This window comes from Burkholderia cepacia (genome assembly GCF_001718835.1).
GTDB lineage: Bacteria > Pseudomonadota > Gammaproteobacteria > Burkholderiales > Burkholderiaceae > Burkholderia > Burkholderia cepacia_F.
Genome location: NZ_CP013444.1, coordinates 1,468,412 through 1,493,216 on the forward strand (window position 1 = coordinate 1,468,412; position 24,805 = coordinate 1,493,216).

21 protein-coding genes are annotated in these 24,805 nt (G+C 68.3%); 10 read left to right on the top strand and 11 right to left on the bottom strand.

Going from position 1 to position 24,805, the window contains the following annotated elements; all coding sequences use genetic code 11:
• Positions 1-31: 31 nt before the first annotated feature.
• Positions 32-700: a hypothetical protein gene (locus tag WT26_RS26755; protein ID WP_069271188.1), complete on the top strand. Its 669-nt coding sequence runs from the start codon at positions 32-34 to the stop codon at positions 698-700.
• Complete coding sequence (locus WT26_RS26760; protein ID WP_069271189.1) at positions 681-1,973, top strand: hypothetical protein; 1,293 nt, start codon at positions 681-683, stop codon at positions 1,971-1,973. The genes WT26_RS26755 and WT26_RS26760 overlap by 20 nt, the downstream gene beginning before the upstream one ends.
• Before the next feature lie 19 nt (positions 1,974-1,992).
• Here WT26_RS26760 and WT26_RS26765 read toward each other — a convergent pair whose 3' ends face one another.
• Together WT26_RS26765 and WT26_RS26770 are read right to left on the bottom strand one after the other, a co-directional pair.
• The gene (locus WT26_RS26765; RefSeq protein WP_230461749.1) at positions 1,993-2,424 is read right to left on the bottom strand and encodes a hypothetical protein; all 432 of its coding nucleotides are present in this window, start codon (positions 2,422-2,424) and stop codon (positions 1,993-1,995) included.
• A 63-nt stretch (positions 2,425-2,487) separates the two neighbouring features.
• Entirely contained in the window at positions 2,488-3,576 is a 1,089-nt protein-coding gene (locus tag WT26_RS26770) for a calcium:proton antiporter (RefSeq protein ID WP_059522560.1), read from the bottom strand.
• A gap of 85 nt (positions 3,577-3,661) precedes the next feature.
• On the opposite strand from WT26_RS26770, the gene WT26_RS26775 reads away from it, so the two are divergent.
• From WT26_RS26775 to WT26_RS26795, 5 genes are all read left to right on the top strand, one after another.
• Positions 3,662-3,973, top strand: a complete 312-nt coding sequence (locus WT26_RS26775; RefSeq protein WP_069271190.1) for a hypothetical protein — start codon at positions 3,662-3,664, stop codon at positions 3,971-3,973.
• Positions 3,974-4,133: 160 nt separating this feature from the next.
• On the top strand, positions 4,134-5,690 hold the full coding sequence (locus tag WT26_RS26780) for a 3-hydroxyacyl-CoA dehydrogenase (protein ID WP_069274329.1): 1,557 nt from the start codon (positions 4,134-4,136) through the stop codon (positions 5,688-5,690).
• 62 nt (positions 5,691-5,752) lie between these two features.
• Positions 5,753-7,075 (top strand): phenylacetate--CoA ligase PaaK, encoded by a 1,323-nt coding sequence (gene paaK / locus WT26_RS26785; protein ID WP_069274330.1) that lies wholly within the window; start codon positions 5,753-5,755, stop codon positions 7,073-7,075.
• 38 nt (positions 7,076-7,113) lie between these two features.
• Positions 7,114-7,914: an enoyl-CoA hydratase-related protein gene (locus WT26_RS26790; RefSeq protein WP_069274331.1), complete on the top strand. Its 801-nt coding sequence runs from the start codon at positions 7,114-7,116 to the stop codon at positions 7,912-7,914.
• A gap of 123 nt (positions 7,915-8,037) precedes the next feature.
• Positions 8,038-8,709, top strand: a complete 672-nt coding sequence (locus tag WT26_RS26795; protein ID WP_069274332.1) for a MarC family protein — start codon at positions 8,038-8,040, stop codon at positions 8,707-8,709.
• Between the two features lie 13 nt (positions 8,710-8,722).
• On the opposite strand, the gene WT26_RS26800 is transcribed toward WT26_RS26795, so the two are convergent.
• The 3 genes from WT26_RS26800 to WT26_RS26810 all read right to left on the bottom strand — a co-directional run bounded on the left by WT26_RS26800 (position 8,723) and on the right by WT26_RS26810 (position 11,717).
• A complete protein-coding gene (locus WT26_RS26800; RefSeq protein WP_069275152.1) occupies positions 8,723-9,589 on the bottom strand; it encodes a type II CAAX prenyl endopeptidase Rce1 family protein in 867 nt (288 codons plus the stop codon).
• A gap of 106 nt (positions 9,590-9,695) precedes the next feature.
• Entirely contained in the window at positions 9,696-10,352 is a 657-nt protein-coding gene (locus WT26_RS26805; protein ID WP_069274333.1) for a VC0807 family protein, read from the bottom strand.
• 168 nt (positions 10,353-10,520) lie between these two features.
• Positions 10,521-11,717, bottom strand: a complete 1,197-nt coding sequence (locus tag WT26_RS26810) for a GNAT family N-acetyltransferase (protein ID WP_069274334.1) — start codon at positions 11,715-11,717, stop codon at positions 10,521-10,523.
• Positions 11,718-11,834: 117 nt separating this feature from the next.
• On the opposite strand from WT26_RS26810, the gene WT26_RS26815 reads away from it, so the two are divergent.
• Both WT26_RS26815 and WT26_RS26820 read left to right on the top strand, forming a co-directional pair.
• On the top strand, positions 11,835-13,304 hold the full coding sequence (locus tag WT26_RS26815) for a PLP-dependent aminotransferase family protein (protein WP_069274335.1): 1,470 nt from the start codon (positions 11,835-11,837) through the stop codon (positions 13,302-13,304).
• Between the two features lie 243 nt (positions 13,305-13,547).
• On the top strand, positions 13,548-15,050 hold the full coding sequence (locus WT26_RS26820) for a trypsin-like peptidase domain-containing protein (RefSeq protein WP_069274336.1): 1,503 nt from the start codon (positions 13,548-13,550) through the stop codon (positions 15,048-15,050).
• A 55-nt stretch (positions 15,051-15,105) separates the two neighbouring features.
• Here the strand turns inward: WT26_RS26820 and WT26_RS26825 are convergent, their stop codons facing one another.
• From WT26_RS26825 to WT26_RS26845, 5 genes are all read right to left on the bottom strand, one after another.
• Positions 15,106-16,461 (bottom strand): leucine-rich repeat-containing protein kinase family protein, encoded by a 1,356-nt coding sequence (locus tag WT26_RS26825; RefSeq protein ID WP_069274337.1) that lies wholly within the window; start codon positions 16,459-16,461, stop codon positions 15,106-15,108.
• Between the two features lie 249 nt (positions 16,462-16,710).
• Positions 16,711-17,448: a hypothetical protein gene (locus WT26_RS26830; protein WP_069271197.1), complete on the bottom strand. Its 738-nt coding sequence runs from the start codon at positions 17,446-17,448 to the stop codon at positions 16,711-16,713.
• Positions 17,445-18,866, bottom strand: coding sequence for a 3-deoxy-D-arabino-heptulosonate 7-phosphate synthase (locus tag WT26_RS26835; protein WP_069274338.1), 1,422 nt, complete (start codon positions 18,864-18,866; stop codon positions 17,445-17,447). Before WT26_RS26835 ends, WT26_RS26830 begins: the two co-directional genes overlap by 4 nt.
• 224 nt (positions 18,867-19,090) lie before the next feature.
• Entirely contained in the window at positions 19,091-20,950 is a 1,860-nt protein-coding gene (gene ilvD, locus WT26_RS26840) for a dihydroxy-acid dehydratase (RefSeq protein WP_069274339.1), read from the bottom strand.
• A gap of 209 nt (positions 20,951-21,159) precedes the next feature.
• On the bottom strand, positions 21,160-22,167 hold the full coding sequence (locus tag WT26_RS26845; RefSeq protein WP_081333769.1) for a LysR substrate-binding domain-containing protein: 1,008 nt from the start codon (positions 22,165-22,167) through the stop codon (positions 21,160-21,162).
• A gap of 63 nt (positions 22,168-22,230) precedes the next feature.
• Between WT26_RS26845 and WT26_RS26850 the strand changes: the two genes are divergently transcribed.
• Positions 22,231-23,130, top strand: a complete 900-nt coding sequence (locus WT26_RS26850; protein ID WP_069274341.1) for a DMT family transporter — start codon at positions 22,231-22,233, stop codon at positions 23,128-23,130.
• Positions 23,131-23,315: 185 nt separating this feature from the next.
• Here WT26_RS26850 and WT26_RS26855 read toward each other — a convergent pair whose 3' ends face one another.
• Positions 23,316-24,749, bottom strand: a complete 1,434-nt coding sequence (locus WT26_RS26855; RefSeq protein ID WP_196774827.1) for a GAD-like domain-containing protein — start codon at positions 24,747-24,749, stop codon at positions 23,316-23,318.
• Positions 24,750-24,805 lie beyond the last annotated feature (56 nt).

Sequence of the window (24,805 nt, forward strand, 5' to 3'; positions counted from 1 at the left end):
GCGCAGCCATCACTCAAAGAAAGACAACATCATGAGAGAACGTCCGCGCCATCTGCAGGAACTGCGGCAGGGCCTGCGCGTGCTGGCCTTCGCCGCGCTTGCCTGGATCGCCGTCCTGCTGGCCGCGCAACCGGCCTTCGCCGACGCCTTCGACCGCGCCGCCGAAGCGCAACGCTACCGCGCGTGGCTCGCGCAATTCGAGGCCGATTTCGCGACGCTGCAGCAACGCAGCGCGTCCGGCGAGCCGATTTCCGACGACGAGTTCGAGCGGATCTTCGCGAAATCCGTCGTGCCGAAATCACGCGCGGTGCCGCTGCTGAAAACGGTCGCCGAGCATGCGGGCATCAGCGCGGGCGCGGGCTTCGCGGTCGCGGGCGCCGGCCGCATCTTCTTCGACGTGTTGCGCGAATCGGTGCCGGCGGGCGAAGGCGGAATCTATCCGGAGACCGATCCGAAGATCGCGGCGCGCGACCTGACCGTGTGGTACATGCACATCGGCACCGGCGGCGAGACCGCGGAACGCTACTTCAGCGATCCGAAGCGATTCAAGCCATACCATCTGCCGCCGCCGGGGACGCTCGAACGGAACGCCTATCCGTTCCTGCTGATGGACGACCGGCACGGCGCACTGCGGCTCGGCGGCGTCAGCGCCGAATTCTGGAACCTGATTGCGACGCTTCATGGCACACAATTCCAATAACGTTCGCCGGCGCCTGCGCGCCCATGCGTTCGCACTGGCGGCCGGCCTCGCGGCCGCACCGTTCGCCCACGCGGTGTGCGATCCGTCCGACGCCGCGCTGGCCGTGATGACGTCCGTCGCGGTGGATTTTCCGCTGGACGACGCCGGCGCGCTGCTCGGGCTGGACGGTTCGCGCATCAAGTCGTCGGATCTCGACGATCCGCTGCGCGTCACGCTCGACGCTCGCGCGCGCCCGACGCTGTGGGCGGAGCAGGTCGACTGGTCCGCCTACCGCGTGCCGGGCAAGCGCGTCGGCCCGACCACGCTGTTTTTCGACCAGGCGGCGGACGGCACGCGCCATCTGTGCCGCGTCGAGCAAAACGGATTCACCGACGCATTCGAGGACAAGCGTGAAGCGCTGCTGACCCGCGAGGAAAGCGATCGCTACGCGTACGACCGGCGGCATGGCGGGGCCGGCAATCGCGCCGCCGACGCGCGCGCGGCGGAGCCGGGCGATTACCGGCTCGAACGCAAGCTCGTGCTGCATTACGACAGCGCCGGGCGGCTGGCCGGCTTCGACACCTTCAGCCGCGACCGCGACGCCGGCGAACGCACGCCGCCCGAGCAGACCGGCCGCGTTTGCCTGCGCTACGACGCGCACGGCTGGCTCGCGGCGTCGGGCGCCGACGTGTGCGACGGCCGCGCCGGCGATCAGGCCGGGCTCGTCTACGTGCATGACGCCGACGGCCGTCTGCTGCGCGTGATCCGGCGCGAAGACGGCGCCGTGCGGGTACAAACTTTCGATGCGCAGGGCAAGCCGGGCGCGCTTTACCTCGCGTCGTCCGGGCAGAAGGCGCTGCCGCATCGCTTGCCGGAGATCCGCGGCGCGTACACGTACAGCCTGTCCGATCGCGAGCAGCGCACGCTGGTGCTCGACGGCCCGAACTGGACGATTCCACCCGTCGATTCCGACGATTACGCGTGGCGTTTCCTGCTGTTGCCGGGCGACGAGTCGGCCGGCGGCATCATTGCGTTCCGGGACGACGAGCTGCAGCTGCTCGCGGCCGGCAAGAGCGGCCGGAACGGCGTGATCCGCCTGACCGCGGCGCAAAAGCGCAGGATCTGGGAAGCCGCGCGCGACCGGCCGGGGCGTGTGATCTGGAACTACGCGCCGGGACAGGATCTCGTCGTGGTCGCGGCGATGCCGGACGCGGTGTGGCGGCAGTGTGCGGGAGCGTCCGACCGGACGCCGGACGCATGCGGGAAAGCGGGCGCCGCCGCGCACACCCCATGACGCGTGCGGGACGCGGCCTTCAGCGTCCTCGCCTGACCGGACAGGCGGCTTTCAGTCGAGCGGCCTGATCGCGCGCGCCGCGCAACGGCAGGCGAAGGGGATCGCCTTCGCCTTCGACGTCGATCCGGAGTTCCCGGTCGTCGTCGAACAGGCGATAGAACCGCGCGCGGTCCGTGATTTCCGCGACGGCGTACATGTCGAGATCGGACGGCGCGAGGGCGCCGCGGCTCGAAACGCGCGCGCTGTTCGACGCAAACGTGACGCGCACGCGCTGGCCGTCATGCCGATCGGCGCCGTTCACCAGCACCGAGGCCCGAAGCCGCCCGGCTTCGCAGATCACGTAGAGCGCATTGCCGTCGGTGTCCATGTCGCCGTAATACAGCAACGGATCGTCGAAATGCCAGGCTCCGATGGCATCGTCCGGCGCGCCGGACGGCTGCGCGTGCGCCACGGACAGGTGCAGCGCCAGCAGGATGCCGATCAGCCGGACGGGAAGGTTTCGCATCACGCTTGATCAGTGGGTGATCGACAGGAACAGGTACGCGGCGAACAGCGACAGGTGCACGACGCCGTGCAGCACCGTCGTGCGGCCCTGGCTGAGCGTCAGCGTGCTGACGAGCAGCGTCAGTGACAGCAGGACCGTTTCCATCGGGCCGATGCCGAGCGTGAGCGGCTGGCCGACCCAGATGAACACGGCCGCGACGGTCGGGATCGTGAGCCCGATACTCGCGAGCGCCGACCCGAGCGCAAGGTTCATGCTGGTCTGCAGGCGGTTCGCGCGGGCGGCGGTGACGGCCGCGAGCCCTTCCGGCAGCAGCACGAGCGCGGCGATCACGATACCGACGGCGGCTTCGGGCGCACCGAGCCGCAATACGGCATGCTCGACGGCCGGCGACAGCAGCTTCGCGAGCAGCACGACCGCGACGAGGCTCGCGAACAGCAGCAGCAGGCTGATCACCGCGGTGCGGCCGCTCGGCGGCGCCGCGTGCACCGATTCGTTCGCGCTGTCGTGCGCGGTGAGGAAGTAGTCGCGGTGACGCACGGTCTGTACGAACACGAATGCGCCGTACAGCACGAGCGACGACACGCCGGCGAACGCGAGCTGCGATTTCGAAAAGAACGGGCCCGGTGCGGCGTTCAGGTAGTTCGGCATCACGAGCGACAGCACGGACAGGGAAGCCAGCACCGCGAGCGCCTTGCTTGCGCCGCGCCCCTGGAAGTCCTGTTCGCCGTGCTTCCATGCGCCGACCAGCAGGCAGATGCCGACGATGCCGTTGCAGATGATCATCACGGCGGCGAATACGGTGTCGCGTGCGAGGCCCGATTTTTCGGGGCCGGCGCCGAGCATCACCGACACGATCAGCGCGACTTCGATGACGGTCACGGCGACCGCGAGCACGAGCGTGCCGAACGGTTCGCCGACCCGATGGGCGACGACTTCGGCATGGTGGACGGCGGCGAACACGGCGCCGGCGAGTGCGGCGGCGAACACCGCGATGACGAGGCCTTCGGCCGGCACGACGCGCGACAGCGCGAGGACCAGCCATGCGGCAAGCGGGGCCACGAGGGTCCAGCGCGGGAGCTGGTTGGACGAGAGCGGCATGGAGGGTTTCCTTATGCGGGTGGCGGCGCGCGACGCGCCGTCACGGGTTGACGAAGCCCGGCCGGACAAACGCCGAACGAGAGCGATGGAACTGAAAGACGGCGGCGCGGACAAGCGCCGGGCCGGGTTCGCCGTTGCGACGCGGCAGGTGGCGAAGGGGCCGGAGCCCGTCGCGCCGGCGCCGGTCGCATCGAACCGGTTCGATGCGGCGGGCCGCTGGAAGCAGGGCCGGATCGCCGCCCGGCAAGGCCGGCGGCTCTGGTCCGGCCCCGAAGGCGTGGCCGGCGATGCGCGGCAACGGCGGCGTGGCATGCGGTTTCTCCCTGAAATCCCGCGGGTTGCGGGATTTTATCAGGCGGATGCGCGCCGCTATTCGAAAATCGAATCCTTACGTTGACCTTTCGGTTCGAAAAAAGTGCCGATGAATTTTCATTTTTCGTCCTTGCGGATTCGGTAACGGTCTTTTACGTGACGAATCCGGGCTCGCCCTGACATAAATCTACCGACCGGTCGGTTTATAATCGCTCGCACTTCCACTTCATGACGGATCGCAAGCGATGGCTGTTTCTTCTGCACATTCGGTGAATTCGGGCGCGCTGGCGCCGTCGGCGGTCGTCGGCGTGATCGGTGCCGGCGCGATGGGGGCGGGCATTGCGCAGGTCGCGGCGGCGGCCGGCCATACGGTGCTGCTGTACGACCTGAACGAAGCCGCATGCGACAAGGCGCTGGCGGGCATCCGTGCGCAGTTCGCGCGGCTGGCGGAGAAGGGCCGGCTCGAACCGGCACAGGCGCAAGCCGCGGCGAACCGCGTGAGCGCGGTGCGTGCGCTGGCCGATTTCGCGGGTGCCGCGCTGATCGTCGAGGCGGCGGCCGAGCGGCTCGACGTGAAGCGCGAGATTTTCGCGACGCTCGAGCGCCATGTCGACGATGCGTGCCTGCTGGCGACCAACACGTCGTCGATCTCGATCACGTCGATCGCGGCCGGGCTGCGGGTGCCGCGGCGCGTCGCCGGCCTGCATTTCTTCAACCCGGCGCCGCTGATGGCGCTCGTCGAGGTGGTCAGCGGGCTCGCGACCGCGCCCGAAGTCGCACAGGCGCTCCGTGCGACAGCCGCCGCGTGGGGCAAGCAGCCCGTGATGGCCAAGTCGACGCCGGGCTTCATCGTGAACCGCGTCGCACGGCCGTATTACGCGGAGGCGCTGCGCGTGCTGAACGAGCAGGGCGCTGCACCGGCGTCGATCGACGCGGTGATGCGGGAAGCCGGCGGCTTCCGGATGGGGCCGTTCGAGCTGATGGACCTGATCGGCCACGACGTGAACTTCGCGGTGACCGAATCGGTGTTCCGCGCGTACTTCAACGACCCGCGCTACACGCCGTCGCTGATCCAGCAGGAACTCGTGAACGCGGGTTTCCTCGGGCGCAAGTCGGGGCGCGGTTTCTACGCGTATGCGGATGGCGCGACGCCGCCCGCGCCCGATCTCGAAGCGCCGCGCGACGCGCCGGCCGACGTCGCACTGTTTGCGCAGGACGGCCCGGCCGATGCGCTGCGCGCGCGCGTCGCCGAACGCGTGGCCGGCGCGCGGCATGCGGATGCCCATCCCGACGACCTGCTCGCGACGGCCGGCCGCGCATCGATCGCGCTGACCGACGGCCGCACCGCGACCGCGCGCGCCGCGCAAACCGGTGTGACCGATCTCGTGTTGGTCGATCTCGCGCGCGATTACACGCAGGCCGGGCTCGTCGCGCTGACGCGTGCGCTCCAGTGTAGCGACGCGGCGTATGCGGATGCGGTCGGCCTGTTCCAGCAGGCGGGTTTCCGCGTCGTCGGCGTCGCGGACGTGCCGGGCATGGTCGCGATGCGCACCGTCGCGATGCTCGCGAACGAGGCGGCCGACACGGTGAACCAGGGCGTGTGCTCGCCCGCCGATCTCGATCTCGCGATGGAGAAGGGCGTGAACTACCCGTGCGGCCCGCTCGCGTGGGCCGATGCGATCGGCATCGGCCGCGTGTATCGCGTGCTGTCGAACCTCGCGGCGAGCTACGGCGAGGACCGCTATCGCGTGTCGCCGCGCATCGCCGCACTGCATGCGGCCGGTCGCACGTTCCGGTCGTAACGCCGGCTTCGTCAGTCACCTCGATCACGATAACGACATCACTCCATTGGAGGAGCACCCCGATGACTCACCCGACGCATCCCGCCGCCGCCCTCGAGCCGATCGAGACCGCCAGCCGCGACGAACTGCAGGCGCTGCAGCTCGAGCGCATGAAGTGGTCGCTGCGCCACGCGTACGACAACGTCCCGCACTATCGCCGCACGTTCGATGCGGCGGGCGTGCATCCGGACGACCTGAAGTCGCTCGCCGATCTCGCGAAGTTCCCGTTCTCGACCAAGAACGATTTGCGCGACAACTATCCGTTCGGGCTGTTCGCGGTGCCGCGCGAGCAGGTCGTGCGCGTGCATGCGTCGAGCGGCACGACGGGCAAGCCGACGGTGGTCGGCTACACCGCGCGCGACATCGATACCTGGGCGAACGTGACCGCGCGCTCGATCCGCGCGGCCGGCGGCCGCCCGGGCGACACGCTGCACAACGCGTTCGGCTATGGCCTCTTCACGGGCGGTCTCGGGATTCACTATGGCGCGGAGCGGCTCGGCTGCATGGTCGTGCCGATGTCGGGCGGGCAGACCGAGAAGCAGGTGCAACTGATCCGCGATTTCGAGCCGAAGATCATCCTCGTCACGCCGTCGTACATGCTGAACCTGATCGACGAGATGGTGCGGCAGGGGATGGACCCGGCCGAGTCGTCGCTGAAGATCGGCATCTTCGGCGCCGAGCCGTGGACGCAGGCGCTGCGTGAGGAAGTGGAGACGCGTGCGGGCATCGATGCGCTGGACATCTACGGGCTGTCGGAAGTGATGGGGCCGGGCGTCGCGTGCGAATGCGTCGAGACGAAGGACGGCCCGGTGATCTGGGAAGACCATTTCTACCCGGAGATCATCGATCCCGTCACGGGCGAAGTGCTGCCCGACGGCAGCCAGGGCGAGCTCGTGTTCACGTCGCTGACGAAGGAAGCAATGCCGGTGATCCGCTACCGCACGCGCGACCTCACCGCGCTGCTGCCGCCGACCGCGCGCGCGATGCGCCGTCTCGCGAAGATCACCGGCCGCTCCGACGACATGCTGATCGTGCGCGGCGTGAACGTGTTCCCGAGCCAGATCGAGGAGATCGTCGTCGCGCTGCCGCAGTTGTCGGGCCAGTTCCAGATCACGCTGTCGCGCGACGGTCACATGGACCGGCTCGACCTCGCGGTCGAACTGCGCTCCGAAGCGGGCGCCGGCGTGCCGGACGGCGAGCGCGCCGCGATCGCGCGCGAGCTGCAGCACCGGATCAAGACGATGGTCGGCGTGTCGTCCGGCGTGACGGTGCTGGCGGCGGGCGGCATTCCCGCGACCGCGACCGGCAAGGCCCGGCGCGTGATCGACCGCCGCCAGGCCGCGTAATTCCGATGTTTGCCGTTCTACCCGAGGAAACCTGTTCGATGGATGGATTGAAGACCCTGGCCGTCACGGTCGATGCGCGCGGCATCGCAACCGTCGCGTTGCAGCGCGGCGACGTGCTCAACGCGTTCGACGAAACGATGATCGCCGAACTGACCGGCGCGTTCACCACGCTCGGCCGGCGCGACGACGTTCGCGCGATCGTGCTGCGTTCGGACGGCCGCGCGTTCTGCGCCGGCGCCGACCTGCAGTGGATGCAGCGCGCGAGCGCGAACGACGCGGCCGCGAACCTGCGCGATGCGGAGCGGTTCGCCGCGATGATGCGCGCGATCCGGCAATGCCCGAAGCCGACGGTGGCGCGCGTGCAGGGCCATGCATTCGGCGGCGGCGTCGGCCTGTGCGCGGCGTGCGACATCGTGATCGCGAGCGATCACGCGCGCTTCTCGGTCAGCGAGGCACGCTTCGGGATCCTGCCGGCCGTGATCGGGCCGTATCTGGTCGAGGCCGTCGGCCAGCGCCAGGCGCGTCGGCTCGCGCTCACCGCAACGCAGCTCGCCGCGGGCGAGGCGGTCGCGATCGGCCTGATCCACCAGGCCGTGCCGCTCGATTCGCTCGACGAAGCACTCGAGCGGACGCTCGCCGAACTCGGCCGGAACGGCCCGAATGCGCTGATGGAGATCAAGCGCTTCTTCGACACGATCGGCGAGTATCCGTCGTCCGACGAGCGCGCGGCGTTCACCGCGCAGACGATCTCCCGCGTGCGGGCGACGCCGGAAGCGAAGGAAGGCTTCGCCGCGTTCTTCGCGAAGCGGCCGCCGGCATGGGAGGCGGGCGGCGCGTAAGCGAGGACGCCCGGCGCGGCGGGCTGCCGACGCTCATCCGCCGCGCCGCAATCGGGGACGGTTGCTCTACAATGCGTGACCCCCGGCGCCCCGCCGGCCCAGCCCCGACCGATTCTTCATCCGATGATCGTCAACCGCCTTATCTCCGAGATCCTGTTCGGCTTCACCGGCCTGATCGGCATCATCAACCCGATCGGCATCGCGTTCCTGTTTCTCGAACGGACCGAGGCGCTCACCGAACACGAGCGGGACCTGCTCGCCCGGAAGGTCGCGTTCAACTCGTTCATCGTGCTGCTGGTCGCGTTTTTCGCCGGCACGCCGGTGCTGCATTTCTTCGGGATTTCGATGGAAGCGCTGCGGATCGGCGGCGGCTTCGCGGTTGCCGTGGCCGGCTGGCAGATGCTGAACGAACCCGACGGGCCCGGCGGCGGCGACACGCCGGTCAAGCCGATCGACGTGTCCACCGTGATGAAGCGCGCGTTCTTCCCGCTGACCGTGCCGCTGACGGTCGGCCCCGGCTCGATCGCGACCGCGATCGCGCTGAACGCGAACCGCACGCACAAGCTGTCGGAGTTCATGCTGTCGAGCATCGTGTCGATCGCCGTGTCCGTGCTGGTCGCGGTCGTGATCTGGCAGGTCTACAGCCGCTCCGCGCTGCTGTCGCGCTACCTCGGCAGCGAAGGCACCAAGGTCGCGAAGCGCGTGTCGGCGTTCCTGCTGCTGTGCATCGGCGTGCAGATCATGCTGACCGGCTTTTCCGCGTTCCTGCAGCCGATCGCCGACCAGGTCAAGTAAGCATCCTTGGCGTTCAGCGCGCGGCGGCGAGCATCGGGTAGGTGAACAGTCCGAAGTGGACGACGTTGAGCCCCGCGTGCGCAAGCGCGGCGGCGAACAGGCCGCCCCGGCGGTACGCAATGCCGTAGCCGACGCCGGCCACCGTGCCGAGCACGATCCATGGCCAGCCGCCGGCCGCATGCGCGGCGCCGAACAGCGCGGCGCCCGCGGCCAGCGCGGCCCACGGTCCCCAAGAGAATGCGCCGAGCGCGCGCGTCAGCCCGCCCTGCACGTAGCCGCGGAACAGCGCCTCTTCGGCGAGCGTCACGAGCAGCAGGTTGTTGACGAGCCATAGCCAGCCCGACGCCGGCCACTTGGGCGCCCAGCCGACCATGCCGAACGCGAGCGCGCCGGCCAGGCATGCGGCGGACGTCGCGAGCGCGGCGACGATGCCCACGCGCAGCGCGCGGGCCGGCGACACGGCCGGATGGACCCACGGCAGTACCCACACGAGCCACAGGCCGACGAGCGGCTTGTCCAGGTTCAGGTACATCGTGAACGGCACGGCATCCGGCGTGAAGCGCGTCGGGGCGATCACGCGGGGATTGTGGAAGCCGGGAATCAGGTGCAGGCCGAGCGCGATCGCCAGCGCGAGAAAGACGGCATGCGCGGCGAAGCGCACCGCGGCCGGACGCGCGGGCGCGACGCCCCACGCGGCGAGCGCGAGCAACGCGAGCGGTGCCAGCGTGAGCGGCGCGAGCTTGCCGAACGCCAGCGCGCACGCGTAGCCGGCTGCGCCGAGGATCAGGCTGGGGACGCGCAGCGGGCGGCACCAGGCGAGCGCCGCGGCGGCGAAGATGGCGATCCAGGTTGCGATGAACGGGACGGTCGATACGGACATGAGCGGCGGCATTCCTCCGATGAAATGCCGCGCATCATACAGGACTGCGTATTGCGTCTACAGAAGCGCGTCTACAAAAGCGCGCCCGCAGCAGGTGCGCCGGCCGTCAGCGGCCGGCGGTTTCGGTGACGCCGTCGCGGCCCGGGATGTGGACGCTGTTGCGCACGCGCATCCGCCGCCGGTACCAGAACGTCCACGTCAGCAGACAGCCGAACACGGTATAGCCGATGATCGGCGACACGACCAGCACGCGTTCGACCGGCCAGGTCACGACCATCCAGCAGCGCAGCAGCATCTCGATGCTGAGCCCGGCGCCCCACGCGAACGTCATCAGGCGCAGCGTCTGCCGCAGCCCCGGCTGCGCGTTCCAGACCGCTTCGAAATGCGCGGCGCCGCCATCCATCTCGCGGGCGATGGTGGCGCGCGCGAGATAGAAGATCAGCGGGCGTTCGCGGAACAGCGACAGCAGGAACACGATGCCGATCGTGCCTGATGCGAGCGATTCGCGCATCAGCAGCGTGCGTGCGCTGCCGCCGAATGCCATCCCGATGATCGACAGCGCGATGCCGAGCAGCACGATGGCCGCCACCGCATCGACGCGGCGCGAGCGGATGAATTCGACGATCGACCAGATGACCGGCGGGACCGCCGACGCGTACAGCGCGCCGGTTTCGCCGAAATGGGGATGGGCAAAGTGGTAGGCGACCCAAGGCAGCAACAGGTTGACGACGAGTTCGAGGGCCAGGCCGGCGCGCGCTTTCACGGTGGGATTCCAGATGATGGGTTCGGATGCCCGAACCGAATGGAATCCAGTATATCGAGATTCACGCGCCGTCTGCAGGTGGGGCGGGACCGGATAGGGAGGTTCCTCCCGGTGCGCGCCGCATTGCCGCCCGAGTGCGCGTTTCACCGGGCGGCCGTCGCGCTCGCGTTACTCCAGGTCCTTCCGGTACTGGATGAACCCGGCGTTGTTCGCGAGCTTGTCGTACAGCGCGCGCGCGGTCGTGTTGGTTTCATGCGTGAGCCAGTACACGCGGCTCGCGCCGGCTTCGCGGGCATGCTCGTACACGGCCTCGATCAGCGCACCGCCTGCGCCTTGCCCGCGTGCGTCGGGCGCGGTGTACAGGTCCTGCAGATAGCAGTACGGCCCTTCGGTCCAGCACGAGCGGTGGTAGATCGAATGCACGATCCCGACCAGCGCCCCCGATGCGTCGAATGCGCCGAGCACGAACATCGGCTCGGCAGGATCCATCAGGCGGGCCCAGGTCGTCGCGAACACCGCGTCGCTCAGCGCGGTGTCGTAGAACCGCCGATACGCGCACCACAGCGGGCGCCATGCGGCTTCGTCGGCGGCCTCGAGCGGCCGGACCGCGATGTGCGTTGCGCTGTCCGCGCGGCCGGCCGCATCGCGCGCGCGCGCCTGCGCGTGGCGGATCGCGGTGAGCGACGCGCGCTGCGCGCCTTCCCCGTCGAAGTTGGCGGGCGACAGCCACGCGTCGAACGCCGCCGCGAGCGCGGGCCATTCGCCGTCGATGATCGAGAACCACGCGGTGTCGCGATTGCGGCCGCGGTAGATGATCGCCTGCCGGAACGTGCCTTCGTAGCGGAAGCCGAGCCGCGCGGCGGCCTTGCGCGACGGCACGTTCAGGTCGTCGCATTTCCATTCGTAGCGCCGGTAGCCGAGCGTGTCGAACGCGTACTTCATCAGCAGGAACTGCGCTTCGGTCGAGACGGGCGTGCGCTTGAGCAGCGGCGAGAACGTGACGGAGCCGACCTCGATCACGCCGTTGGCCGGATCGATGCGCATCAGCGCGAGCGTGCCGACCGCGCGGCCGCTCGCGACGTCGATCACCGCGAAATGCATCGGGTCGGTGCTGGCGGCGGCAGTGTGCGCATACGCGCGATAGCTCGCTTCGTCCGTGTACGGCCCATGCGCCAGATAGGTCCAGTGGCGGCCGTCGGGGGCCGCGGCGTAGGCGGCGTACAGATCGGCCGCGTGGCGCTCGGCGTCGAGCGGCTCGATGCGGCAATGACGCCCGTGGAGCGTGACGGGCCGCGGGCGGGGGCGGGCGGACCAGTCGGGCAGCGGCTGCCCGACGGGCTGTTGGTAGGCGTTGGTCGTGGACAAGGTCGATCTCGCTTCGTGGACACGGCCGGCGAAGTACCGGCCTGAAGACGATCGTAGTGCCGGCGAGGTACCATGAAAAGCGCCAGCGATTCCACAATTTATGGTGCCACGCCTTTCATGACTCCCGCCTTGCCTTCCGACGACGTCCTTCCGCAGCTCGACGCGCCGCTGGCGCGCACGCCGGGTGCGCCTTCGCTGCAGCGCCAGTTGCTGCGCCGCGTGCGCGACGCGATTCTCGGCGGCGCGATGCCGGCCGGCACGCGGCTGCCCGGCACGCGTGCGCTGGCCGAGACGCTCGGCGTGTCGCGCAACACGACGGCCGCCGTCTACGAGCAGCTCGTTGCCGAAGGCTTCCTGCAGTCCGACCGCCGCGGCACGCGTGTCGTCGGGCTGGCGCGCCGGGCCGAGCCGCGCCGGCGCACCGCGCCGCCGGCCGTCGCGCAGCGGCTCGGCCGCATTCGCCCGAGCCGCATCGGCACCGGCGAATCGGAGGGTTTCCGGCCGGGCGTGCCCGCGCTGACGCATTTCCCGGTGGACGCGTGGCGCCACGCGATCGACCGTGCGCTGCGCCGCAGCGGCCGCGACCTGCTCGGCTATGGCGATCCGCTCGGCGAGCGCGCGCTGCGCGAATCGATTGCGCGCCACCTGGCCGTGACGCGCGGCGTGCGCTGCGATCCCGAGCAGATCGTGATCACGGAGGGCGCACAGGGTGCGATCTCGTTGTGTGCGCAGCTGCTGACGAACCCGGGCGATACGGTGTGGGTCGAGGAGCCCGGCTATCGCGGCGCGCGCACCGCGATGCAGGCGGCCGACCTCGACGTCGTGCCGATGCCGGTCGACGCGGAAGGGCTGCGCGCCGAAGCGGACGACTGGCGCGAGCGGACGCCGCGCCTCGTCTATACGACGCCGTCGAACCAGTTCCCGACCGGCGCCGTGCTGTCGATCTCGCGTCGGCTCGCGCTGATCGATGCCGCGCGCCGGCATCGCGCGTGGATCATCGAGGACGACTACGACAGCGAATTCCGTCACACCGGCGAGCCGATCGGCGCGATGCACGGGCTCGCGCCCGATTCGCCCGTCGTCTATCTCGGCTCGTTCAGCAAGACGATGTTTCCGGCGCTGCGCATCGGGTTTCTCGTGCTGCCCGATGCGCTGCTGGCCACGGTGCGACCGGTGCTGCCGGAGATGCTGCGCGGCGGCACGCGCCACGTGCAGCTCGCGCTGGCGGATTTCATCGAGACGGGCGAGTACGGCCGCCATCTCGGCCGCATGCGCCGGCTGTACCGCGATCGCCGCCTCGCGCTGCTGGCCGCGCTCGACAGCGCGCTGAGCATCCCGCATCGCGTCGAGGGCGGGCCGTGCGGGCTGCATCTCGCGCTGCGGCTGCCTGCGCGCTACCGCGATCGCGCGATCGTCGACGCCGCGCGCGCGCACGGCATCGGGCCGTTCCCGCTGTCGGGTTTCTCGATGCGCGCGGAGACGGCGCTCAACGGGCTCGTGCTCGGTTTCGGCAATACGTCGGCCGACGCGTTCGAGCCGCTGTTGCGCACGCTGTCGGTGCTGGCGAAACGGATCGGCGGGCGCTGATCCGGCCGTCGCCGGCGGGGTTGGCGAACCGTCGGAATTGTGCGGATTGACGAAGCGGCCGGTTTGACCGGAACGAATGCCGCCGCCGTTTCGCGGCCGATGCACGGCCTGTTCGAGCCGTCGTCGATTCGTATGCTCTGGCGCGCGGCGTGGACTATAAATGGATGCGTGTACCGGTGCTTGTCAGGCGCCTGCGCGTCTCGCGCATCGCGCGGCGCGGCGACTGCCCGGGGGAGGTGCACCGTGGTTCGCCAGACGCTTGCTCGCGCCGTGCTTCGCACCGCGTTGATCGGGGGCGTGTTTGCCGTCTGCCTGGGCCTGCAGCCCGTGGCCGACGCGGCGAGCCCCGCGAAGGAACGACGCGCGGCGCCGCCCGCCGCGTCGCCCGTCGATCTCCCTGCGATCGTCGAACGTTACGGCCCGGCCGTCGTGTACATCAGTGCGGCCTCCGCCGAGCCGCAAGCGCCTGCGCCTGCCGCGCCGGGCGTTGCGGCGCTCGATCCCGACGATCCGCTCGCCGCATTCTTCCGGCGCGGCGCGCCGCAGCCGCCGCCGACGCCGGAGATCGCGCCGCGCACGCTGTCCGGCAGCGGCTCGGGTTTCATCGTCAGCGCCGACGGCCTGATCCTCACCTCCGCGCACGTGGTCGACGATGCGACCGACGTGACCGTGCGGCTCACCGATCGCCGCGAATTCAAGGCGACCGTGCTGGCCGTCGATCCGCAAAGCGACGTCGCCGTGCTGCGGATCGACGCGACCAAGCTGCCGGTGGTCCGGCTCGGCGATTCGTCGAAGGTACGCGCGGGCGAACCGGTGATGACGATCGGCGCGCCGGACGGATCGGGCAACACGGTCACGGCCGGCATCGTCAGCGCCACGTCGCACCGGCTGCCGGACGGCAGCGCGTTTCCGTTCTTCGAAACCGACATCGCGCCGAACCCCGACAACTCGGGCGGCCCCGTCTTCAATCGCGCGGGCGACGTGATCGGCATCGCGGTGCAGGTCTATACGGGCACCGACCGCTACGCGAGCATGACGTTCGCGATTCCGATCGGCCTGGCGGCCAGGGTGCGTGCGCAACTGCAGAAGCAGATGCAGGCGCAGCGCAATCCGTCGGGGAATGCGCTCGGCATCGACGTGCAGGACGTCGGCGCGGGGCTCGCGGCCGCGTTCGGGCTGCCGCGTCCGGCGGGCGCGCTCGTCAACGGCGTGGCGCCCGGCTCGCCGGCCGCCGCGGCCGGCGTGAGGCCCGGCGACGTGATCGTGCAGATCGGCAACCGGCCGATCGGTCACTCGGTCGAACTGAGCGACTATGCGGCGGCGTTGCCGCAAGGCGCGAAGACGCCGCTCAGGCTGATCCGCAACCGCAAGGCGATCACGCTGACGGTGACGGCCGGCGCGGGCGGCTCGGCGGGGGCCGCCGGCGCGGCCGAAGCGGGCGCCGACATGGGCGGCGGCGCGCGACCGGCCGAAGGCGGCGGCGATCGCCTCGGGCTGACGATGCACGCGCTGAGCGACGACGAGCGCCGCTCGACCGGGCTCGCGGTCGGGATGATGGTGGACGCGGTGCACGGCCCGGCAGCGAACGCGGGCATCCAGCCGGGCGACGTCGTGCTGGAGCTCAACGACACGCTGCTCGAGACGCCGGACGACGTGCAGTCGCTCGAAGCGAACGGCGGCAGCGTGATCGCGGTGCTGATCCAGCGCAACAACGCGCGGAAGTTCGTGTCGGTGCGAATGCGGTAGAGGTTGTTGCGAAGGGATGCGAGGCGGTGGATGCGTCGTCGCGGGCCGGGCCGTTTCAGGACGATCGCGGCTGCGTCGACGCGAGGTTTGCCCAAGCCTGCAAGCCGGACGCGATTGCGTCGAACGAAGGCCGGCTCTCGACATCTTCACTCAGGCAAGCCGCCGCGAGCGCTTCAAGCTCGCGACGGGCGGGCAGCCTGGCGGCGTCGCAGCGCTCGATCAGTTCGTCGAGCAGGTAACCGAATGCGCGCACCTCGAGCCGCTGCAGCGCCGCGCCGAGTGCCGCATCGTTGGCGTCGTAAAAGGACGCCGCGCCGAAATCGCCCAATAACGCCTGCCCCGCGCCGCGATGCAGGATGTTGTGCGCATACAGGTCGCCGTGCATGATGCCGCGTTCGTGCAGATGATGCGCCGCCGACGCGATGCCGTGCGCGATACCCAATGCCGATGCGGGATCGAATCGCGCGTCGTCCGCATAGACGTCGCGTGTGCAGGACGCGAGGCTGGGCGGCGCGGCGAGGTTCACGAATGCGGGATCGATCAGTTCCATCACGAGACCATGCGCGTGCGCCGGATGGTCTTTCACCTTGCCGATCACCGGGATCATGTTCGGGTGGCGGCCGGCATGCAGGCATGCTGCCATTTCGCGATCGGGCAGGCCGTCGCTCGTCACCGCGCCCTTGAACAGCTTGACGGCGACGTGCCGCGACGCGTCGGCTGCATCGGGAAGGCGGCGTGCCCGATGGATGACGCCGGACGCGCCTTCGCCGAGCTTTTGCTCCAGCGCCAGCGTTTCCCACGGCACCTCGGGGAGGGTCGAATCGGCCGACGCTGCCGCTTCCAGCGCCGCGCCGAGCGGGTTGCCGGCATAGGCGAGCCATGCCAGCCGCGGCAAGCGCAGCAGCCAATCGGGCAGCGCGCGCAACTGATTCGCGGACAAGCGCACGAGTTCGAGCCGCGAGCACGCGGACATCGATTCCGGCAGCGTGCGCAGCCGGTTGCCGGCGAGCATCAGTTTCTGCAGATGGGCGCAGTTGCCGATTTCCGCGGGCAGCGTGTCGACTTCGTTGTCGGTGAGGATCAGCCAGCGAAGCAGGGGCGGAAGTGATTTGCCGCTGACCGTGCGGATGCGGTTCGCCTTGAAGCCGATCATGCTCAACTGCGGGCACGCGCCGAGTACTTCGGGCAATTCGGTGAAGCGGTTGCCGGACGCGAACAGGATGCGCAGGCGATGCAGGCGCGGCAGGTCGTCCGGCAGCGCGGTGAGCGCATTGCCGGTCAGGTCGAGCACTTCGAGCGTGTCGGCGAGATCGAAGATTTCACGGGGGAATTCGGTCAGGCCGCAGGCGAGCTTGAGGTGGCGGGCGCCGGCGAGTTGGCCGGCGCGCAGCTGGGCGAGGGTGGTCGTCACGCGGGTCGAGGGGCAATTTGCTTGCCGGGGATTGTACGGGGAACCGCGCTGGTTCTGGTGAGCGGGAATCAGGGACGTTGCGGCATGTGAGAGACCGGGCGTGCGCAGACGATCGGTTATTTGCCCGGGCCGTTCTTTCGTTCGCAGCTCAGCACAAGCGAGTCGCCGGCGCTGAGGGCCGCATCCGGGGCCTTGTTCCGTGCCGTGGCGTGGCGGAGCAGAAGAACCTCACAAGGAGCGTGCCGATAGTCACCGAGGGTTGAAGGTCTCGTCCCTGGCGGCATCGATTGTCCGCAGCAGGCCGTCCCGGCCACCGTGGGCATCCATCCATTGCAGAACGCGACAAGCGGCGTCGGCATAGATCATCCGGTCTTTGCCGGCACGAGGCCCCCACTCGGCAGGACTCGACGGAAGCGAACGCGCACTCTCCCTGACGCATCGCTCGGCCGCCGTCGTTTCCGGGTTCAGGTATCGGGCATCGTCAGAGACAATGACCGCGACGCCCTCGTCGAACCAGACGGGCATGGCGCCGTTGGCCAACTTCCACCAGCCAATTCGCCGATGCAGTTCTACGAGCGAGAACTCGTGCGCCAGAATAGTGGGGTTTTGGCCACGAGGCGAAACCCGGGTGATGATCGCAAAAGGCGTGGTGGTAGTGGTGGCAAGGGCGCCACGTCCTCCCATGCGCCGGTCGCATTCATCCGTGGAGCAGGCAACGATGATCGGCGCGAGATCGAACGTACCGTAGAACGCTCGAACCAGCGATTCCGCTTCCTTCGCATTTGCCGATAGCGCATCGCGCATCCGAGGGGGCATGTCCCGATCGACAATCAGTCTCGGCGCTGCCTGTTCCATTCCATAGCATGCGGCACAAACTGTGGCGGTGACGGCAGGATAGCCGTAAGCGACGAGACCGGCGGCGATCACCCCGGACAGGATGATTCCGATGACGATGCGTGTGATCCAGCGACGGATGGCGGTTTTCAAGGTTTAACGTCCTGTTGGATGACCACTTCAGCAAATCCCGTCGCACCGTCGATCGCGGCCAGCAGATCGTCGGTCCGAACCATCAACTCGCGGCCTTGCCGCAGCATCGGGTACTGATGCAGCACGGCGCGCCATTGCGATTGCTCCAGAAGCGCATCCCATATCGCGCCGAGGGCGCGCGGGTCGGCATCCGCCCGTTGCGCGAGCGCGCTCGCGTATTCGAGGCTGGCTTGCGCCGACAGCAACTGCATCCGGCTCGCGGCGCCCAGCAGGCGCGGCGTCGCGTCCGCGGACGCATCGCAGCAATAGAGCACTTCCCGTTGCAGCGCGGCGTCGTCGGTCGTCAGCGCCCGCAGCGACGCGCCGTGCAAGCGTACCGTGCCCTGGTGCGTCTCGAACGAATAGATCGTGTTCCTGTCGCTTTGGGCGAGCAGGCTCAAGCCGCGCAGCAACCTCGGCAAATCGGTGGTTGCGGCGTCCGCGGAGGCCTTCGCTTCCACGAGGAAGCGAACATTCCAGGCAGGCGCGGGCTCATCGTCCCGCACGCGTTCGAGCAGGATCGCGTCCCATTCGGTTTTCGCGCGATCGTGCCGGCCCGGTATCGACGACGGCACGCGCATCGACGTCACCACCCGGTACGTGCGCTGCTCATCCGCGGCATTGAGCCGCCCGGCCAGTGCCTCGAGCGCCTGCGCGGCCGATGCTTCGACGGCCGCGCCCCGTTGATGCGAACTGACGCCCTGCGCTGCGGCGAGCGAGCTGCCCGAGTGCGGACCGTGGCGTTCCCAGAGCGCCTGGTACTGGCATACGTGCTCATCCGATGCCAGTGCGTCCAGGCGCAGCAAGTGTTCGAGCGCGGGGCTGTCTTTCAGCTTGGAGATGTCGCACTCGAAGGCGGCGTCGGTCGCCGTCTCCGGCAGCACGAGCAGGCGCTGCAACGTGGCGTGAAGCTCGGCCCACGACGCAGCGTCCGCAGCAGCATGCAACCGGGCGAGCGCGTCGCGTCGCCACGCGTGCGCGTGACGTTCGCGCTTGGCCGGGTGCGCGATCGCGTTGACGGCCGAGTGCAGCGCGCGACGGTCCTGCTCCGCGTGCGCGGACAACGACGCGTATTCGCGCACGCTCGGCGCATCGTGCCGCAGCACCGCGGCCTGAAACGCGGGATCGCCGGAATGTGTATCCATCGCGTCGCGGATCATCTGCGCGAGGGCGTCGATGAAGCGGCATTGCAGCTCCGCGCCGGGAGACTGGCCGCCGACCAGCGTCTTGCGGGCCTCTTCGATCACGATCGCAAGTGTGGTGGCCGGACCCGCGGCGTCGGACAGCGACGATGCTGGAACGAGCGGCGGCAGCCGGTAGCGGCGCACGACGGTGCGCAGTACTTCGTCGAGCAATGCAGGAAACGGTGTCGGCGACATGGAACGTATTGGAGTGGAAGCGTTTCGCGCACTCGAGCCATGCGAGGCCGTGCTGAGTGCTTTGTGATCGGTGCGAGGTGCAACGTTATCACGCAGGCCCGGACTGACCTGTCCGCATGCTGATGCGTCAATCACCTATCCCATTTCGCCGCCGCATAAACTAAAAAGCCGCTCCGTAGAGCGGCTTGGCGAACAGGCGGACGGGCCCGAAGCCCGCCGCAGGCTCAATCGTCGAGCAACGACAGGTTGCGCACGGCGCCCTTGTCGGCGGACATGACCAGCTTCGCGTAGGCCTTCAGCGCCGCGGACACCTTGCGCGGACGCGGCTGCGCAGGCTTCCAGCCCTTCGCGTTCTGCTCTTCGCGGCGGCGCGCCAGCTCTTCGTCGGACACCAGCACGTCGATCGTGCGGTTCGGGATGTCGATGCGGATCTTGTCGCCGTCGCGCACGAGGCCGATCGCGCCGCCCGCTGCCGCTTCCGGCGAGCAGTGGCCGATCGACAGGCCCGACGTGCCGCCCGAGAAGCGGCCGTCCGTCAGCAGCGCGCATGCCTTGCCGAGCCCCTTCGACTTGATGTAGCTGGTCGGGTAGAGCATCTCCTGCATGCCCGGGCCGCCCTTCGGGCCTTCGTAGCGCACGATCACGATATCGCCGGCCTTGACCTTGTCGTTCAGGATGTTTTCGACCGCTTCATCCTGCGATTCGGTCACGTGCGCGGAGCCTTCGAACACGTGGATGCTCTCGTCGACGCCGGCCGTCTTCACCACGCAACCGTCGAGTGCGATGTTGCCCGTCAGCACGGCGAGGCCGCCTTCCTTCGAGAACGCATGCTCGTACGAGCGGATGCAGCCTTCCGCGCGGTCGAGGTCGAGGCTCGGCCAGCGCGTGTCCTGGCTGAACGCGACCTGCGTCGGGATGCCGGCCGGGCCGGCCAGGTAGAACGTGCGGACCGCATCGTCCTGCGTGCGGACGATGTCCCACTGGTCGAGCGCTTCCTTCAGCGACGGCGCGTGCACGGTCGGCACGTCGGTGTGCAGCTTGCCGGCGCGGTCGAGCTCGCCGAGGATCGCCATGATGCCGCCTGCGCGGTGCACGTCCTCGATGTGGTACTTGTTCGTGTTCGGCGCGACCTTGCACAGCTGCGGCACGACGCGCGACAGGCGGTCGATGTCCTTCATCGTGAAGTCGATGCCGGCTTCCTGCGCGATCGCCAGCAGGTGCAGGATCGTGTTGGTCGAGCCGCCCATCGCGATGTCGAGCGTCATCGCGTTCTCGAACGCCTTGAAGCCCACCGAGCGCGGCAGCACGCGTTCGTCGTCCTGCTCGTAGTGCTGGCGGGTGAGCTCGACGATGCGGCGGCCGGCGCGCTTGAACAATTGCTCGCGATCGGCGTGCGTGGCCACCACCGTGCCGTTGCCGGGCAGCGACAGGCCGAGCGCTTCGGTCAGGCAGTTCATCGAGTTCGCGGTGAACATGCCCGAGCACGAACCGCAGGTCGGGCAGGCCGAGCGTTCGACTTCGGCGACGTCGGCGTCCGAATACGACGAGTCGGCCGCGATCACCATCGCGTCGACGAGGTCGAGCTTCTTCAGTTCGACGGTCTTGGTCACCGGGTTCGCGAGGCGCGTCTTGCCGGCTTCCATCGGGCCGCCGGACACGAAGATCACCGGGATGTTCAGGCGCATCGCGGCCATCAGCATCCCCGGCGTGATCTTGTCGCAGTTCGAGATGCAGACCATCGCGTCCGCGCAGTGCGCGTTCACCATGTATTCGACCGAATCCGCGATGATGTCGCGGCTCGGCAGCGAATACAGCATGCCGTCGTGGCCCATTGCGATGCCGTCGTCGACCGCGATCGTGTTGAATTCCTTCGCGACGCCGCCGGCAGCCTCGATCTCGCGCGCGACGAGCTGGCCGAGATCCTTCAGGTGCACGTGACCGGGCACGAACTGGGTGAACGAGTTGACGACCGCGATGATCGGCTTCGAGAAATCGTCGTCTTTCATGCCGGTGGCGCGCCAGAGCGAGCGCGCACCCGCCATGTTGCGGCCGGCGGTGGAAGTTTTGGAGCGGTAAGTGGGCATTGTCGTTGCTGTAGAGAAAAATCGATCGCAGAAAGGAAGCGGGCCTTGCGGGTAAGGGCCACTCGCGCCCGTGCGAACAACCTCTTGAGCTGCGCCCTGGGCAAACCGGACGATTATCCCACAGCCGGTGGAGTGGGGGCGGCGCGGGGCATTCCGGTGATTTTCGGCAGGCCGCACGAGCAAGTGCGGCCAACCGGCGCGGCGCCCATCTACTTCGACGGCGCCGCCGCCAGAACCCTCTGCATCCGCTCCATCAACGCCAGCACGTGCGGCCGACTCTCTCCTTTCGCATGCACGAAGTAATAGCTGAGCGGCGAGGCGACCTCGTGGCGGCTTACGCGGACGAGGCCGCTACGCTCGAGATAGGCCGCGGCGAGCGGCGTGCGCGCCAGCGCCACGCCGAGCCCAGCCTCGGCCGCGGCCAGCACCACCGTGTAGTCCTCGAACCGGCGATCCTGCGTGCGCGGCTTGAGCGGAATGTCCAGCGCACCGAACCACGCGCGCCAGCCTGTCGCGTCGCCGTCGTGCAGCAGCGGCACGTCGAGTAGCGCGGCGTCGCCGCGTCGATGGCGCTGCTTCGTCAATTGCGCGGCGAGCGCGCGATTCGCGACCGGATACAGCGTCTCGGGCATGAACGGCTTGACCTCGAGATCGCGCCAGTTGCCGCGCCCGTACCGGACCGACAGGTCCGCTTCGCCGCCGGCGATATCCACGTTGCGATGCCCGATATCCAGCTCGATGCGCAGGGGCGGCGCTTCGCGCTCGAAAGCGGTCTGGTGCGCGAAGAACCACAGCTTGGCGAATCCGGGCACCACGCTCAGCTTGACCAGTTGCGGGCTGCGCGGCGAACGCCACTGATCGGCCGCACTGTCGATGATCGCGAACGCCTGTTCGATCCGGCCGACGAAGCGCTGCCCGTCCGGCGTCAGGCGCACGCCGCGCGCATGACGTTCGAACAACGTCAGGCCGAGCCAGTTCTCGACGGCGGCCACCCGCCGGCTGATCGCGCCGTGCGTCACGCCGGAGACGTCGGCGGCGGCCAGGAACGAACCCTCGCGCGCGACCGTGCACACCGTCTCCAGGCTCGCGAGCGGCGGCCGCGCACCGGGCGCAGGCAAGGAAGCGGGGGGCGGGGCGGACGCGGAGCCAGAAGAAGACCCGACCGCTGCGGGTTCGCGCGGCCCGCGTGTCGGCCGGCGGGCGGAGGTGTGAGCCATGTTCACATCACGACGTTGATCTGTGCGCTAGCTTAACATCTCGCGACGCCGCATCATCGCCGCATGAACACACTGTCATCGACCCCATCGCGCGACGCCCGGCTACCGCTCGTCGCCGCAGGCGCGGTCGCCTTCACGATCGTTTCGTGGGCGTCCGCTTTCCCGTTCATCCGGATCGGCCTGCATGGCCTGACCCCGCTTCAGCTCGCGGCGGCACGCTTCGCCACCGCGGCCGTGCTCGTGATCGTCTGGCTTGCCTGGCGCCGTCCCCGCTTGCCGGCATGGCGCGATGCGCTGCGCTTCCTGCTGTGCGGCTTTCTCGGCATCGCGCTGTACAACGCGCTGCTCAACACCGGCGAGACAACCGTGGCGCCGGGCGCGGCGAGCTTCATCGTGAACACCCTGCCGATCTTCACGGCCCTGCTGGCCGCCGTGTTTCTCGGCGAGCGCTTCAGCCGCTGGGGATGGTTGGGTTCGCTGATCAGTCTTGCCGGCATTGCCGTGATTGCGCATGGTCAGCCGGGCGGCTTGACGCTTTGCGCGGGGAGCACGCTGATTCTCGGCGCGGCCCTGTGTTCGGCCAGCTATTTCGTGCTGCAGCGGCGGCTGATTCCGGTATACGGCGCGCTGGCCTGCACCGCCTACACGCTGCTGGCCGGCGCGCTATGGCTCAGTCCATGGTTGCCCGGCGCGCTGGGACAGCTCGCCAGCGCGCCGAGCGCGACGTTGACGGCGGTGGTGGTGCTCGGCGTGTTTCCTGCGGCCCTTGGTTACGCGACCTGGACCTTCGCACTCGGTTACTTCGGTGCGGCGCGCGCGTCGAATTTCCTCTATCTGACGCCGGCGGTGGCGACCGTGTTGTCGGCTGCGCTGACCGGTGAGCGTCCCGGCATCGCGACCTTGTGCGGCGGCCTGATGGCGATTGCCGGCGTAGTGGTCGTGGCATTGCGTGGACGCACGTAAGGTCGATTCGAAAGGCGCGATGCATCTCCGCTCGCGCCGACCGTCAATGTATCGGCGCGGGCATACTTGCTCGGCAATGGAAGACGGATGGCGGCTTGCATGGAAAATGCCGGCCGACTTCAGCTGACCCGCGTCGCGATCACATCTCACGCGCTCTGAAGCTCTACTCCGACGGGCGTCATTGCCTACTCCTGAGCTCGGGTCGTCAACACATCGCCGACAACGGGACCATGATCGATGACACCATTTTCTCCCCGCCGATATGTGATGCCTGCTTTGCAGGCATTGGGAGCCATCTCCCAGATCCATCCTTCGAGTTGACGTCCGGTCTCCTTCGGTGAAAAGAGTGGCATGTTCATACGCAATCCGTCGTCTTCGCCGAGACTGAGCGTGCACATGACTGTGCCTTCACCCTCGTCCTCTTCATCGGGGTTCGGTTCAGCGACATGGGTGATCATGGGCAGAAGCGGTTCGATATGCACCAGTGCCTGAAGGGCCAGCGGCAAATCTGCGAATGGCGGCGCCATGCGGCCATCGCTCGGCTCCTCCAGAACGGCATCGTCCAGCGTCACCCGGCGGAAATAGTCATCGCTCCGTCCCATCTGGTCCCAGGTGCCGATCGCGGTAGCCATGCCCTCCAACTCGTTTGTGCGTAGCAGGAGCGTTGCCCCATTTGTATACATAGCGACCAACTGGACGTCATTCGAGTCGCTGCCTGGTGAATCGCTTCGCAGCTCGATCTCAAGTTCAACCGTCTCATCGCCATCCGAGTTACGCGAGACCTCGTAGGAACCGCCGTAAGCACGCACCTCGATACGCTCGAACGTCTTGTGATGGATTTGCCAGAACAGCAGGTAGTACTGACCGTCCGGTCGAAGCGCCAGCAGCCTGTGGTCGTCGAGGTAGGAGGACAAATACAGGCCGGCGAGTCTCGGGCCTGTTTCGACGTTCTCGAACATGGAGCGATATTCGACCGGTAGCGCGTCGGCCACCGTTGTCGGCTTGTCAGCTTTCGGCTCATGCGGATCGACAGCATCGTGAAGGCGTCGATGCATGTCGAGAGCATTGACCTTTGTGATCCGCACCATCTGCATAGGAAGCAGCATATGATCGACTTCGTAGACTTCGCCCGGCGCGAGCACTCCGCATTCGAGCCGTGCGGACTGCGCCAGTGGTGGCGAAATGATCGTTTCAAGCTGATCTTGCTCACAAACGATTTTGTTGAAGAAGTCGTCGAGGCTCCAGGCCAGGTCACCCGTCCGTTTCGATACGGGATCGATGTAGACCACATCCTCGTCAGTGGATGTCAGTTTGCGGTAATACAAGAGCACGCCGAAAGGTGTCAGGGCGATGGGGATGCGTCGCACGGCGTCAGGTGGCGAAACGATCCATCGATCAAGCACGGGTTGCCATGCCCGAGGGTCGATCAGGGCGAGTTGCAGATCGCCATAGAACCCAAGGCCCTTTCGGCGCCATAGTTCGAGCAGGCTTGCCGGGAGAATGCCTTCATAGGCGGTGACGAGTTCGTCGGGTGCCGGAGAAACCTGCCGTGCGGGGGGATGCATCTTGACGAAGCGGTGAAGGGCGAGGCGGCGAAAAATAACCATGTTGATAGGCATCGTCTTGTTTGTCGATCACGGCAGCAGGACAACGTACCACCTGTGGATCGCGATCA

Coding starts and splice junctions, on each gene's coding strand:
- WT26_RS26855 (WP_196774827.1), bottom strand. CDS start 24,749: ATGCCTATCAACATGGTTATTTTTCGCCGCCTCGCCCTTCACCGCTTC.
- WT26_RS26780 (WP_069274329.1), top strand. CDS start 4,134: ATGGCTGTTTCTTCTGCACATTCGGTGAATTCGGGCGCGCTGGCGCCG.
- paaK (WP_069274330.1), top strand. CDS start 5,753: ATGACTCACCCGACGCATCCCGCCGCCGCCCTCGAGCCGATCGAGACC.
- WT26_RS26800 (WP_069275152.1), bottom strand. CDS start 9,589: ATGTCCGTATCGACCGTCCCGTTCATCGCAACCTGGATCGCCATCTTC.
- WT26_RS26835 (WP_069274338.1), bottom strand. CDS start 18,866: ATGTCGCCGACACCGTTTCCTGCATTGCTCGACGAAGTACTGCGCACC.
- WT26_RS26760 (WP_069271189.1), top strand. CDS start 681: ATGGCACACAATTCCAATAACGTTCGCCGGCGCCTGCGCGCCCATGCG.
- WT26_RS26790 (WP_069274331.1), top strand. CDS start 7,114: ATGGATGGATTGAAGACCCTGGCCGTCACGGTCGATGCGCGCGGCATC.
- WT26_RS26815 (WP_069274335.1), top strand. CDS start 11,835: ATGACTCCCGCCTTGCCTTCCGACGACGTCCTTCCGCAGCTCGACGCG.
- WT26_RS26755 (WP_069271188.1), top strand. CDS start 32: ATGAGAGAACGTCCGCGCCATCTGCAGGAACTGCGGCAGGGCCTGCGC.
- ilvD (WP_069274339.1), bottom strand. CDS start 20,950: ATGCCCACTTACCGCTCCAAAACTTCCACCGCCGGCCGCAACATGGCG.
- WT26_RS26795 (WP_069274332.1), top strand. CDS start 8,038: ATGATCGTCAACCGCCTTATCTCCGAGATCCTGTTCGGCTTCACCGGC.
- WT26_RS26850 (WP_069274341.1), top strand. CDS start 22,231: ATGAACACACTGTCATCGACCCCATCGCGCGACGCCCGGCTACCGCTC.
- WT26_RS26770 (WP_059522560.1), bottom strand. CDS start 3,576: ATGCCGCTCTCGTCCAACCAGCTCCCGCGCTGGACCCTCGTGGCCCCG.
- WT26_RS26775 (WP_069271190.1), top strand. CDS start 3,662: ATGGAACTGAAAGACGGCGGCGCGGACAAGCGCCGGGCCGGGTTCGCC.
- WT26_RS26845 (WP_081333769.1), bottom strand. CDS start 22,167: ATGGCTCACACCTCCGCCCGCCGGCCGACACGCGGGCCGCGCGAACCC.